A 12,304-nucleotide genomic window follows, 5' to 3' on the forward strand; every position below is an offset into this window, starting at 1 on the left:
CACGGTCCGAACGGCAGGCCCGGACGATCGCACAGCCTTACGTAAGGGGGACTCCTATGGGGAGAGTTGACCCAAACGAAATGGATGTATGGGGAAAACCCGCGATGCGATTTGTGGACATCAGTCCCGAAGGTGGTGAAGAAATCGGTTAACGTCCCGGAGTGCGACAGAAGTTGAGGGTGGCGGCCTACGCCATATGCGTCCGGGACGGACAGATCCTCCTCGCCCGCTCACCCGCCCAGGACGGCACGCCCGAGTGGGTCGTCCCGGGCGGCGGAACGGAGCACGGCGAGGACCCCTACGACACCGTCCGGCGGGAGGTGGAGGAGGAGACCGGGTACCGCATCGAGGTGACCGGGCTGCTCGGCGTGGACTCCTCGCACCGCGTCTTCCGCAAGGGCTTCGGAGCGCCCGTCGACCACCACGGCGTCCGCCTCGTCTACGAGGGCCGGATCATCGGCGGCGCACTGCGCAACGAGGTGAACGGCTCCACCGACCTCGCCGCCTGGCAGGACCTGGAGGCGGTCCCCGGCCTGGTCCGGGTGTCCCTGGTCGACGTCGCCCTGCGGATGTGGCGCGAACGCCCGCCCACCGGACGGCTGGCCGACACCCCGAACCGGGCGCGGTGACACGGAGCCCGAACCAGGTGCGGTACCCCGCAAGATGAACGCCGCGTGACCGGCTCCGGGCCGTATCCGGAGCGCGCGACGACACACCGGGTGGGCCAAGATCCACGTACGGTGATCGGCGTTGCGCGTTGCCACCTCGTTCACGCGCAGGTCATCCCCGCTGCCAACGATCCAGTACGAGCGGGGTGTTCACGTCAAGAACACCCCGCGACCACTGCCGACGCGTTCGCACTCGGGGAGAGAAGCGCATGTCGCGCATACGCTCAGTCGCCGGCTCCGGCCAGGGCATCCACCGTCGTTCCGTCCTCGCCGCCGGAGGAGCGGTCGCCCTCTCCGCGGGCGTCGGCTACGCCCTGCGGCCCGGCGACAGCCAGGCCGCCACGGGCACCCGGCAGGCCACCCAGGCCGTCGCCGCCTCCTCGCGGCAGGCCCCGGCCGCGCCGCTCGCCCCCTACACCAAGGGCACCACCGTGGCGAACGTCGCCACCCCGCGCGGCGCCTCCGGCTACCGGCGTCTCGGTGACGGCCCCGGCTGGAGCAGAGTCGTCCGCTCCGACCTGGCCGCGCCCAAGTCCGGCCGTGCCGGGCGCCGTACCGCGCTCGCAGCGTTCGTGCAGCTCACCGACCTGCACATCATCGACGCCCAGCACCCGCTGCGCCTGGAGTACCTGCGCGCGGCGGACATCCACGCCTGGCGGCCGCACGAGGCGCTGACCGTGCAGGGCGCGATCGCGCTCGTGGAGCGGATCAACGCGCTGCGCGGCGGACCCGTCACCGGCGCCCCGCTGCACTTCGCCATGACCACCGGCGACAACACCGACAACAACGCCAGGTCCGAGCTGGACTGGTACATGAAGGTCATGAGCGGTGGGCGCATCACACCCAACACCGGGGACCCGCGCCGCTACGAGGGCGTCCAGAACAGCGGCCTCAAGCAGTACTGGCAGCCCGACGCCGCCGTCCGCGACAGCGACAAGCAGGTCGGCTTCCCCCACCTCGACGGCTTCCTGAAGGCCGCCATCCGTGAGGTGCGCAGCCCCGGCCTCAACCTGCCCTGGTACTCGACCGTAGGCAACCACGACTCCCTGCCGATGGGCTGCTACGCGTCGCACGGCGACTCGTACCTCACCGAGCTCGCCGTCGGCGGCAAGAAGCTGATGAACGTGACCGCGGCCGAGGCGCAGCAGCTCCAGGCGCAGATCAAGAAGGCCCGCGACCCCCGGGGCGTCCGCTACCACGACTTCCTGAAGTCCCATGCCCGCTCGATGCGTTCGGTGACCCCCGACGAGCGGCGCGCGCCCTACACGCCGGCCGAGTACCTGAAGGCGCACCTCGACCCGGCCCACCGCGGTGTCGGCCCGGCCGGCCACGGCTACTCCTCGGCCAACGTGGACGCGAACACCCAGTACTACGCCTTCCGCGTCTCCGACGACGTGATCGGCATCAGCCTGGACACCACCGACTCCGGCGGCCATTACGAGGGGTCCATCGGCACGGCCCAGCTGAAGTGGCTCGACAGGACACTGCGGGAGAACAAGGACTCCTACGCGGTGATCTTCAGCCATCACACCAGCAAGACGATGACCAACCTGCGCAGCGACCCGGCGAGGCCCGGCGAGCGCCGCCACGACGGCCAGGAGGTCCTCGCGCTGCTCGGCAACCACCCCCGGGTGCTGGCCTGGGTGAACGGGCACATCCACAAGAACGTCATCACACCGCACGCGATGTCCGGCGGCGGCACCTTCTGGGAGATCTCCACCGCCTCCCACGTCGACTTCCCGCAACTCGCCCGCGTCATCGAGCTGACCGACAACAAGGACGGCACGATCTCCCTGTTCACCACGCTGGTGGAGTCCTCGGCCCCGCACCGCACGGACTTCTCCGACCTCTCCCAGACCGGACTCGCGGCGCTCTACCGCGAGTTGTCCCTCAACGCCCCCGGCGCGAGGAAAACCCTCGGCGGCGACCCGGAGGACCGCAACACCGAGCTGGTGCTGAAGAAGGGCTGAAAACCGCTCAACCGCCCGGCCCCGGTCAACCCCCGGCCGGGCAGCCGGGGTCCCCTCTCCCGATACAACTCGAGAAGAGCGGCGCGATCATCGAGGCGGAGTTCTGCGGCACGTAGCCGCCACAGGCAGGAGGAGGGGCCGCCGGCGTGTTCCGGCGGCCCCTCCTCGCCCCTCCTGGTCCTGCCCCCGTGTCCGTCGCTAACGGGGCAGCACCAGGACGTGCGCGGCCGGTTCGCGGTCGGCGGAGGCCATCAGGGCCGTGCGGAGCACCGTCGCCTGCTGCTCGGGGGCTTCGCGCAGCTTCCTCGGGGTGATGTGGACGACCGTGATGCCCAGCCGCTCCAGGTGCTCGCGCTTGCGCGCGTACTCGGAGCACAGGGCGTCGTCGTCCGGCCGGGGAGCCCGGGTGTCGATCTCCACCGCCACCGCCTGCTCGGGCCAGTACGCGTCCAGGCCGCCGAGGTAGGGGCCGCCCGGCAGGCGCAGATCGACGTTCCAGACCGGGTCGGGCAGGCCGTACTCGGCGATCATCCGGTACAGCCGGTCCTCCGCGCGGGCCCGGCCCTCGGCGAGCAGGGACTCCACCGCGTCCACGACGTGCGGGCGGCCCAGCAGCCGGGCCTGGACCAGTTCGCGGACCACGGCCGCCGGGTCGCAGTGGGCGCCGCGGACCGCCTCCGTGAGCAGCCGGCGGACGGTGCCGGCGTCCGCGAGTCCGGCCACCGCGTCGGCCAGGGCGCGGGCCACCGGTGCCACCGGCACCCCCGTGACCTGCTCGGGTTCGGGCATGACGGGCGTGCGGACGACGCGCGCGCAGCCCGTGGAGCGCAGCCGCCGCATCCGCGGGACCAGGACGTCGATCGCGTCCAGGGACGGCAGCGGGGGACTGGAGGAGAAGCCGCGCAGCGTCAGCGCGGCCAGGCCCGTGATCATCACCTCGGGGTGGGCGGGGGCGTGCGGCCGGCTCGCCCCGGGCTGGGTGGGCACCCCGGTGCCGCGTTCCCGCGCCGCGTACATCAGCACCGCGTGCAGCCGCTCCTCGCTGGTCGGCGGTCCCGGATGGAGCAGGACCACGCCCGGGAGGAACAGCTGCCAGGGGCCGCCCGCACGGCACTGGTCGTTCGTCTCGGCCGTGGACACACCGTGCGAGCGGAGCTGTGCCGTCGTCATCACGCGGGGGCGGCCACCGCCGGACAGCTCGTGCAGCGGGCGGGGGGAGAGCGGGGTGTTGTGGGTCATGCCCCGCAATTTCCCGCGCCCCGGCCCTGCTTGAACCGCTGTTACAGGTCCGTCGACAAAAACGGACAACCCAGCGCTGAAGGACGGATGTTCGGATGCCGAAATCCCCTGGTCCGTTCGGGTGCGGGCCAGGGGTTACGGCTCACGGGGCATGCGTCTCGTAACGAAGACGGAACGCCCCGATCTCAGGCCAAAGCTACTGGTCAGCGGCCTCGTCGCACGCCTGTCCACGCAACGCCCGTGCCAGGTCGTCACGGGACTCCAGCACCAGCCTGCGCAGCGCCGGAGCCGCCTCCTCGTGGGCGTCCAGCCACGCGTCCGCGGCGTCCAGCGTCTCCCGGGACTGCTGCAGCGAGGGGAACAGGCCCTGCACCACGTGCATGCCGATCTGGATCGACCGCTCGGCCCACACCCGCTCGATCGCCGCGAAGTACTTCCCCGCGTACGGCGCGATCAGCTCCCGCTGCGAGCCCTGGGAGAAGCCGGAGATGGTCGCCTCGACCATGGCGTTGGACAGCGCGTCCGACTCCACGACCTGCGCCCACGCCTGCGCCTTGACCGCCTCGGACGGCCGGGCGGCCAGACAGCGCACCTGGTGCCGCTTGCCGGAGGCCGTGTCGTCCCGGGTCAGCTCCTCGGCCAGCGCCTTCTCGTCCACCACGCCGTGCGCGGCCAGCGGCTCCAGGAACACCCAGCGCAGCTCCTGGTCCAGGTCGAGGCCCTCGACCGCCACCGTGCCCGCGAGCAGGTCCCGCAGCAGCGCGAAGTCGGCCTCGGCGGCGGCCGTCCGGGCGAAGAAGCGCGCCCAGGCGAGCTGGTGCTCGCTGCCCGGCCCGGCCGCGTACAGCTCCCGCCGGGCGCCCTCGGCGAGCAGCCGCGCGGCCGTCTCCCGCCGGGCGGGCGCCGTGTAGTGCGTGACCGCCGACTCCGCCCACGCGTGCAGCATCTGCACGACGCCGATCTCGGACTCGCGGCCGCCGAAGCGCAGCACCAGGTCCACGAAGTCCCGGGCCGGGAGCAGCGCGTCACGCGTCATGTTCCACAGCGCCGACCAGCACAGGGCACGCGCCAGCGGGTCGGTGATCGCGCCCAGGTGCTCGCGCAGCGTCGCCAGCGACGTCTCGTCGAAGCGGATCTTGCAGTAGGTCAGGTCGTCGTCGTTGACCAGGACCAGATCGGGCGCCTCGGACCCGGCGAGTTCCGCCACGACCGTCCGGGGGCCGTCGACGTCGGTCTCCACGCGCGCGTAGCGCTCCAGCACCCCGCCGCCCGTCACCCGGTACAGCCCCACCGCCACCCGGTGCGGACGCAGTTCGGGGTGGGACTCGGCGGCCTCCTGGACCACCGCCAGCTCATCGACGCGGCCGTCCGCGTCCAGCAGCACCTGCGGCGTCAGCGCGTTCACCCCGGCCGTCTGCAGCCAGGACCGCGACCAGGCGCTCATGTCCCGGCCGCTGGTCTCCTCCAGCACCGACAGCAGGTCGCCGAGGCGCGTGTTGCCGTACGCGTGCCGCTTGAAGTAGCGCCGGGCGCCCTCCAGGAACGCCTCCTCACCGACGTACGCCACGAGCTGCTTGAGCACCGACGCGCCCTTGGCGTACGTGATGCCGTCGAAGTTGAGCTTGGCGTCCTGGAGGTCGCGGATGTCCGCGGTGATCGGGTGCGTGGAGGGCAGCTGGTCGGCCCGGTAGGCCCAGGCCTTGCGGCGGTTGGCGAAGGTGATCCAGCCGCCCGCGAAGCGGGTCGCGCCCACGAGCGAGAACGCGCCCATGAAGTCCGCGAAGGACTCCTTCAGCCACAGGTCGTCCCACCACTCCATGGTGACCAGGTCGCCGAACCACATGTGCGCCATCTCGTGCAGGATGACGTTGGCCCGGCCCTCGTAGGACGCCTGTGTCACCTTCCCGCGGAAGATGAACTCCTCCCGGAACGTCACCAGGCCCGGGTTCTCCATCGCGCCCAGGTTGTACTCGGGCACGAACGCCTGGTCGTACTTCCCGAACGGGTACGGGAAGTCGAAGTGGTCGTGGAAGAAGTCCAGACCCTGCTTGGTGACCAGGAACACGTCGTCGGCGTCGAAGTGGGGCGCGAGGCCCTTGCGGCACAGGGCGCCGAGCGGGATCTCCAGCGTGGTGCCGTCCGCGAGGGTGCGCGTGTAGGAGTCCGTGACGTAGTGGTACGGGCCGGCCACCACGCACGTGATGTACGTCGAGATCGGCTTGGTCTCGGCGAACCGCCACACCCCGTCGGCCTGCTCACCGGCCCCGTTGCTCCACACCGTCCAGCCCTCGGGCGCCCGCACCTCGAAGCGGTAGGGGGCCTTCAGGTCGGGCTGCTCGAAGTTCGCGAAGACCCGGCGGGAGTCGGCCGGCTCGTACTGCGTGTACAGGTACACCTCACCGTCCTCGGGGTCGACGAAGCGGTGCAGGCCCTCGCCGGTGCGGGAGTAGGCGCACTGGGCGTCCACCACCAGCTCGTTGTCCGCGGCCAGGTCCTCCAGCGTGATCCGGGAGCCGTCGAAGACCTCCCCGGGGTCCAGATCACGGCCGTTGAGTGAGACGGCCGTCACACTCGGCGCGATCAGGTCCGCGAAGGTGCTCGCCCCGGGCTCGGTGCAGCGGAAGCGGACCGTCGTGACGGAGCGGAAGGTGCGGGGCCCGTCCCCCCGGTCCTCACCGACCGCGGAACGCAGGTCGAGGGACACCTCGTACCCGTCGACGCTCAGCAGGGCGGCCCGCTCGCGGGCCTCGTCGCGGGACAGATTCTCACCGGGCACGGGCGGCACTCCTCGGTTGTCGTGGGGTACGGCTGAACAGGACCGATCCTGCCACGCGCACCTGACACGGGGCAGCCGGGAATGAGGCGAGCGCATACCGGCGTTGCCGGAGAAACGGTTGCCTCCCGAGGAGAGACATGTCGGACAAGACCCCCGTCGACTTCTGGTTCGACCCGCTGTGCCCCTGGGCCTGGATGACCTCCCGCTGGGTGCTGGAGGTGGAGAAGGTCAGGGACATCGAGGTCTGCTGGCACCTCATGAGCCTCGCCGTCCTGAACGAGAACAGGCTCGACGAGCTGCCCGAGGAGTACCGCGAGCTGCTGGAGACCAAGGCGTGGGGCCCCGTCCGGGTCGTCATAGCGGCGCAGCAGGAGCACGGCCCCGAGGTGCTCGGCGACCTGTACACCGCGCTCGGCACCCGCATCCACAACCGGGCCGAGGGCCCCGGCAAGGAGACCGTCGCCGCCGCCCTGAAGGACGTCGGCCTGCCCGAGTCCCTCCTGGAGCACTGGGACTCCACCCCGTACGAGGCGGAGCTGCGCGCCTCCCACAAGGAGGGCATCGAGAAGGTCGGGCAGGACGTCGGCACCCCGGTCATCGCCGTGCCCGGAGCCGACGGCGAGCAGATCGCCTTCTTCGGCCCCGTCGTCACCCCGGCCCCGCAGGGCGAGGAAGCCGGCCGCCTCTGGGACGGCACCCTCGCCGTGGCCTCGGTCCCCGGCTTCTACGAGATCAAGCGCACCCGCACCAAGGGCCCGGACTTCTCCAACCTGTAGGGCTCACTCGGCGGGGACGGCCTGGATCTTCAGCTCCTCCGGGAGCAGGCCGTCCTCGCCGCGGTTGAGGTAGCGCTGGTACCACCGGCAGCCGACGGCCGTGCAGCGCCAGTAGTCGTCCACGAAGTGCCCGGCCCCCTTCTCCGCCCGGACCGCCGCCCGCTCGGCGGCGTTGAACATCCGGAACTCCTGCATGCTGCCGCAGGTCCGGCACGCCCGGCTCACCGTCATCAGCCCCTCCTCGCGATCACCGCCAGGTCCGGGAAGTCGGTGACGACCGCATCGACCCCCATGTGGTAGTACAGCGCGTATTCGGCGAACGCGTCCCCGAAATCGTTCGATCCGCTCCCGCGCCGGAACCGCTCCGGCAGGAACTGGTTCTCCGCGCGGAAGGTGTACGGGCCGATCCGCAGCCCCGCCGCGTGCGCGTCCGCGACCAGCGAGGTGCCGACCAGCGACGACTTGTCCGGCCCGATCCAGTCCGCGTACCGCGCGATTCCCCTCAGGCCCTCCGGCGTCATCATGTCCCGGTACGTCGTCGAGGGCAGGTCGTGGGGTCCGCCCGTCGTCCCCAGCGCCTGCCACAGCGGTACCCCCAGGCCCGTCATGCGCTGCAGGCTCGTCGGCTCGAAGGACTGCACCACGCACTCGCGCCGGCCGAGCCGGTTGCGGCGGACCGCCGCGGCCAGCTTCGGCTCCAGCGGCAGGCCGATCGAGCGGAAGTACGTCGGATGCTTGGTCTCCGGGAACACCGCGACCGTCCGGCCGTGCTCCCGCGACAGCCGCCGTGCCAGGTCCACGACCTCCTGGAACGTCATCACCTCCGCGCGCCCGTCGAACACGGTGTTGCGGTTGCGGACCGCGGGCAGCCGCTCCACCGCCCGCAGCGTCTTCAGTTCGGCCAGGGTGAAGTCCTCCGTGAACCAGCCGGTGACCGGCCGCCCGTCGACCGTCTTCGTCGTACGGCGGTCCGCGAACTCCGGGTGCCGGTCCACGTCGGTCGTCCGGGAGATCTCGTTCTCGTGCCGGACCACCAGCACGTGGTCCTTCGTCGGCACCAGATCCGGCTCGATCCAGTCGGCGCCCGTCTGCACCGCGTAGGTGTACGAGGGCGCCGTGTGCTCCGGGCGCCAGCCGGCCGCGCCGCGGTGACCGATGACCACGGGGCCGTCGCTCCTGCCGGGCGCTGCGCCCGCCGTGGTGGCCGTGGCGGTTCCCGCGGCCGCCGCGAGCAGGAGGGATCTCCGTCCGAGCTGCATGCAACTCCCCTTCCCGGAAGGCGGGTTCACTGGCGGGCCCGGTCCCGGGCCTGTGACAGCCGGTCCAGGTGCTCCGCGTACCCCCTCGTGTAGAAGGCGGCCCGCTCCGGGTCCGGCTCGACGACCGCCGTCGGCTTCGTCCAGGCCACCGCGTCCAGCCCGACCCCGTACCGCTCGGCCGCCGCCAGGACCGCCCCCCGAGCGCCCACCTCGCCCTCGACCACCCGCAGCGGCCGGCCCAGCACATCGGCCAGCAGCCGCGTCCAGGCGGAGCTGCGGGTGCCGCCGCCGCACACGGCCAGGCTCCCGGTGAGGCCCGCCGCCTCCAGGCAGTGCCGGGCCGCGTACCCGATGCCCTCACAGGTGGCGCGGACCAGATCGCCCCGGGTCGACTCCACGGAGATGCCCGTGAGTTCGGCCCGCAGCCGAGGCTCGACGAAGGGGGCGCGTTCGCCGGAGGGCGCGAAGTACGGCAGTACCCGGACGCCGTGCGCGCCCGGCGGGGTCCCGGCCAGCAGACCGTCCACCTCCTCGTGCCGCACCCCGGTCGTCGACAGCACCCAGTCCAGCGCCGCCGTGCCGACCATGGCGGGCATGGCGCGCAGCCAGTGCCCGGGCCGGTCGGTGGAGATGTACAGACCCGCCGGCTCACCGCTCAGGTCCAGTTCTGTGGTGGCGACCAGACTGGCCAGACACGTGCCGACGATCAGCAGACCGTCGCCCGGGGACGTCACCCCGGCGCCCAGCGCGCAGGCCGGCAGGTCGTACGGCCCGTTCGCGATCCGGGTCCCGGACGGCAGGCCCTCGCCCCGCGTCTCGGCGGTCGCGACCGGGTCACTGACCGGGGCGAGCAGACCGCGCCGGTGGGTCAGGCCCAGCAGTTCCACGACCCGGTCGTCGTACGTCCGGGTTCGCGGGTCGAGGAACGGCATCGACGCGTCCGACACATCCGTCGTCGCCGCGGCTCCCGTCAGCCGCTGGAACACCATGTCCTTGCAGTACAGGGCGGCCGTCGCGGCGTCCAGCGCCTCCGGTTCACGACCATCCAGCCATGCCAGCAGGGGGCCCGGGCAGCCGGGGAACATCGCGCTGCCCGTGCGCCGGAACACCGTCTCGAACGTGCCGTCCGCCAGCCACCGGTCGACCAGCTCGTGCGCCCGCCCGTCCATCCACGAGGCGGCGGGGCGCACCGGCCGGCCCTCGTCGTCGACCAGCCACACCCCGTCGCCCTGCCCGGTGAGCCCGGCCAGCTCGACGGGCTCGGCCACGGCGGAGGTCAGCGCCCCGAGCACCGCGACGACCTCCCCGTACACCTCCTCCATGTCCTGCTCGACGACACCGTCCCGCAGGGTCAGGCCCACCGGGCGGGACTCCACCGCCAGTTGGCGGCCCGTGGCGTCGAAGGCCGCCGCCTTGACCACGGACGTCCCCACATCGATCCCCACGTACATGCGGCTCTCCTCCCGGTCCTCAGGTCAGACAGTGCGCGAGCGGCTCCCCGCGCACCCAGCGGCCCACCTCTCCGGCGGCGATCCGGGCGGCCTTCTCCGCGACCGCCCGCGACGCCCCGCCCAGGTGAGGGGTGAGGACCACACGGTCGGCGAGTTGCAGCAGCCGGGAATCGGGCGGCAGCGGCTCCCGCTCGTAGGTGTCGAGCGCCGCCGCCGACACCCGGCCGCTCACCAGCGCGTCGCACAGCGCGCCCTCGTCCAGCAGCGGCCCCCGGGCCACGTTCACCACCACCGCGCCGGACGGCAGCAGCGCCAGCTCCCGGGCGCCGATCAGCCCCCGCGTCTCGGGCGTGAGCCGGGCGTGCAGGGTGATCACCTGCGAGCGGCCGAGGAGTTCGTCCAGCGAGGCCATCCGCAGACCGTGGATCTCGCCGTGCACATACGGGTCGTGCACCATCACCCGCGCCCCGAACGCGCACAGCACGCGTGCGACCCGGCTGCCGACCGCCCCGTACCCGACCAGACCGACGGGCAGGTCCTCCAGCTCCAGGCCGCTGTGCTCGTACGTGTAGTACGTCGCCCCCTCCCAACTGCCGCGCCGGGCGAGCGGATCGTGGGCCTGGGGGATGCGGCGCAGGGCGGCCAGCATCATCCCGACGGTGAACTCGGCGGTGGCGGCGGCGTTGCGGCCCGGCGCGAAGCAGACCCGCACGCCACGGTTCTTCGCCGCGTCCAGGTTGACGTTGACCGGCCCTCCCCGGCAGACCACGACCAGCTTCAGCTCCGGGCAGGCGGCGAGGACCTTCTCGGTGACCGGGCCCATCTGCGTGACCAGGACCTCCGCCCCGGCCAGCGCCTCGATCACCGCGTCCTCGGCGTCACTGGCCTCCTGCACCTCGGCGACCGGCCCGAACGGCTCCAGCGGCCAGCCGAGCCTCAGTTCCGTCACGTCGGCGCGCGCCACCTCGTGCCGCACCGCACGCGCGATCAGCGACGGCAGGACGAAGTGGTCACCGGCGGCCACCACCCGCACACTGTTTCCGGCAGTCATCGCAGGGAGTCTCCCGTCTCGGCGTCGAAGACATGGGTGTGCTGTGGATCCGCGGCGACCCGGACCCGTTCGTCGTGGGCGAGTCGTACCTCGGGGTCGGTGAGGACGACCAGCGGCCGTTCGACCCCGTCCAGGGCGAGGGTCGCCAGGCCCGACTCCAGAAGCGGTTCGTGGGCGACGACCCGGGCGGGCAGACCGCCCTCCCCGGTGAGCCGGACGTCCTCGGGGCGGATCCCGACCACCACCTCCCGCCCCCGTTCCACCCGCACGGGCAGCGCGATGCGCACCGCTTCGGAGAGACGTGCGTGGCCGTCGCCGCCGGAGATGCCGGGCAGCAGGGTGATCGCGGGTTCGCCGACGAAGTCCGCGACGAACACGTTGGCCGGGCTGTCGTAGATCTCGTAGGGGGTGCCGAGCTGCTGGATGACGCCGTCCTTCATCACGGCGATCCGGTCGGCGAGGGAGAGGGCCTCCTCCTGATCGTGGGTGACCAGGATCGTGGTGTGGCCCAGGTCCTTCTGGATGCGCTTGAGTTCACGGCGGGTGGTGTCGCGCTGGGCCGCGTCCAGGTGGGAGAGCGGCTCGTCGAGGAGCAGCACGTCCGGTTCCCGGATCAGGGCCCGGGCCAGCGACACCCGCTGCTTCTGGCCGCTGGAGAGACCGGCCGGGCGGGCGTCGAGGAGGCCGGTCAGACCGACCCGCTCGGCGATGTCCTTCACCCTGCGCTCGACGTCCCCCTTGGACCCCCGGGCGGCCCTGCGCCGGGCCTTCAGGCCGAACGCCAGGTTCTCCGCGACGGACAGCGGCGGATAAAGGGCGTAGTTCTCGAAGGCGACCCCGATGTTCCGCTGCCGGGCGGGCCGTTCCACGACCGAGGTCCCGCCGACCAGGATGTCCCCGCCGGTGACGGACTCCAGGCCGGCGATCATCCGTAACGTGGTCGACTTGCCGCAGCCGGAGGGGCCGAGCAGTCCCAGCAGCTCTCCGGAGCGCAGGCTCAGGTCGATGCCGCGGACGGCGTCCACCGCCGGCCGGCCCCGCGCGGTGTAGGTCTTGCGCAGCTCACACAGCTCCAGTCCCGTTCCCGTCATGGCCGTCCCCTTTCATGGCTCGT

10 protein-coding genes are annotated in these 12,304 nt (G+C 72.2%); 3 read left to right on the top strand and 7 right to left on the bottom strand.

Going from position 1 to position 12,304, the window contains the following annotated elements; genetic code table 11:
- Positions 1–179 precede the first annotated feature (179 nt).
- Positions 180–629: an NUDIX hydrolase gene (locus tag ACFZDI_RS18160; RefSeq protein ID WP_234847982.1), complete on the top strand. Its 450-nt coding sequence runs from the start codon at positions 180–182 to the stop codon at positions 627–629.
- 248 nt (positions 630–877) lie between these two features.
- The gene (locus ACFZDI_RS18165) at positions 878–2,638 is read left to right on the top strand and encodes a TIGR03767 family metallophosphoesterase (RefSeq protein WP_391251636.1); all 1,761 of its coding nucleotides are present in this window, start codon (positions 878–880) and stop codon (positions 2,636–2,638) included.
- Positions 2,639–2,836: 198 nt separating this feature from the next.
- On the opposite strand, the gene ACFZDI_RS18170 is transcribed toward ACFZDI_RS18165, so the two are convergent.
- Both ACFZDI_RS18170 and pepN read right to left on the bottom strand, forming a co-directional pair.
- The gene (locus ACFZDI_RS18170; RefSeq protein WP_391251638.1) at positions 2,837–3,877 is read right to left on the bottom strand and encodes a hypothetical protein; all 1,041 of its coding nucleotides are present in this window, start codon (positions 3,875–3,877) and stop codon (positions 2,837–2,839) included.
- Between the two features lie 196 nt (positions 3,878–4,073).
- Positions 4,074–6,653, bottom strand: a complete 2,580-nt coding sequence (gene pepN / locus ACFZDI_RS18175) for an aminopeptidase N (protein ID WP_391251640.1) — start codon at positions 6,651–6,653, stop codon at positions 4,074–4,076.
- A gap of 137 nt (positions 6,654–6,790) precedes the next feature.
- Between pepN and ACFZDI_RS18180 the strand changes: the two genes are divergently transcribed.
- The gene (locus ACFZDI_RS18180; RefSeq protein WP_234847966.1) at positions 6,791–7,429 is read left to right on the top strand and encodes a DsbA family protein; all 639 of its coding nucleotides are present in this window, start codon (positions 6,791–6,793) and stop codon (positions 7,427–7,429) included.
- Between the two features lie 3 nt (positions 7,430–7,432).
- Here ACFZDI_RS18180 and ACFZDI_RS18185 read toward each other — a convergent pair whose 3' ends face one another.
- Genes ACFZDI_RS18185 through ACFZDI_RS18205 form a run of 5 tightly spaced genes read right to left on the bottom strand, consistent with a single transcriptional unit; the run spans position 7,433 to position 12,281 of the window.
- Complete coding sequence (locus tag ACFZDI_RS18185) at positions 7,433–7,660, bottom strand: hypothetical protein (protein ID WP_234847965.1); 228 nt, start codon at positions 7,658–7,660, stop codon at positions 7,433–7,435.
- A complete protein-coding gene (locus tag ACFZDI_RS18190; RefSeq protein ID WP_391251642.1) occupies positions 7,660–8,688 on the bottom strand; it encodes a glycerophosphodiester phosphodiesterase family protein in 1,029 nt (342 codons plus the stop codon). Before ACFZDI_RS18190 ends, ACFZDI_RS18185 begins: the two co-directional genes overlap by 1 nt.
- A gap of 26 nt (positions 8,689–8,714) precedes the next feature.
- Positions 8,715–10,139: an FGGY family carbohydrate kinase gene (locus ACFZDI_RS18195; RefSeq protein WP_391251645.1), complete on the bottom strand. Its 1,425-nt coding sequence runs from the start codon at positions 10,137–10,139 to the stop codon at positions 8,715–8,717.
- Between the two features lie 19 nt (positions 10,140–10,158).
- Complete coding sequence (locus ACFZDI_RS18200; protein WP_234847962.1) at positions 10,159–11,190, bottom strand: 2-hydroxyacid dehydrogenase; 1,032 nt, start codon at positions 11,188–11,190, stop codon at positions 10,159–10,161.
- Positions 11,187–12,281, bottom strand: a complete 1,095-nt coding sequence (locus ACFZDI_RS18205) for an ATP-binding cassette domain-containing protein (protein ID WP_391251647.1) — start codon at positions 12,279–12,281, stop codon at positions 11,187–11,189. Before ACFZDI_RS18205 ends, ACFZDI_RS18200 begins: the two co-directional genes overlap by 4 nt.
- Between the last annotated feature and the right edge of the window lie 23 nt (positions 12,282–12,304).

The organism is Streptomyces sp. NPDC007907 (assembly GCF_042959365.1).
Taxonomy (GTDB): domain Bacteria; phylum Actinomycetota; class Actinomycetes; order Streptomycetales; family Streptomycetaceae; genus Streptomyces; species Streptomyces indiaensis.

Coding starts and splice junctions, on each gene's coding strand:
- ACFZDI_RS18185 (WP_234847965.1), bottom strand. CDS start 7,660: ATGACGGTGAGCCGGGCGTGCCGGACCTGCGGCAGCATGCAGGAGTTC.
- ACFZDI_RS18200 (WP_234847962.1), bottom strand. CDS start 11,190: ATGACTGCCGGAAACAGTGTGCGGGTGGTGGCCGCCGGTGACCACTTC.
- ACFZDI_RS18170 (WP_391251638.1), bottom strand. CDS start 3,877: ATGACCCACAACACCCCGCTCTCCCCCCGCCCGCTGCACGAGCTGTCC.
- ACFZDI_RS18180 (WP_234847966.1), top strand. CDS start 6,791: ATGTCGGACAAGACCCCCGTCGACTTCTGGTTCGACCCGCTGTGCCCC.
- ACFZDI_RS18190 (WP_391251642.1), bottom strand. CDS start 8,688: ATGCAGCTCGGACGGAGATCCCTCCTGCTCGCGGCGGCCGCGGGAACC.
- ACFZDI_RS18165 (WP_391251636.1), top strand. CDS start 878: ATGTCGCGCATACGCTCAGTCGCCGGCTCCGGCCAGGGCATCCACCGT.
- ACFZDI_RS18195 (WP_391251645.1), bottom strand. CDS start 10,139: ATGTACGTGGGGATCGATGTGGGGACGTCCGTGGTCAAGGCGGCGGCC.
- ACFZDI_RS18205 (WP_391251647.1), bottom strand. CDS start 12,281: ATGACGGGAACGGGACTGGAGCTGTGTGAGCTGCGCAAGACCTACACC.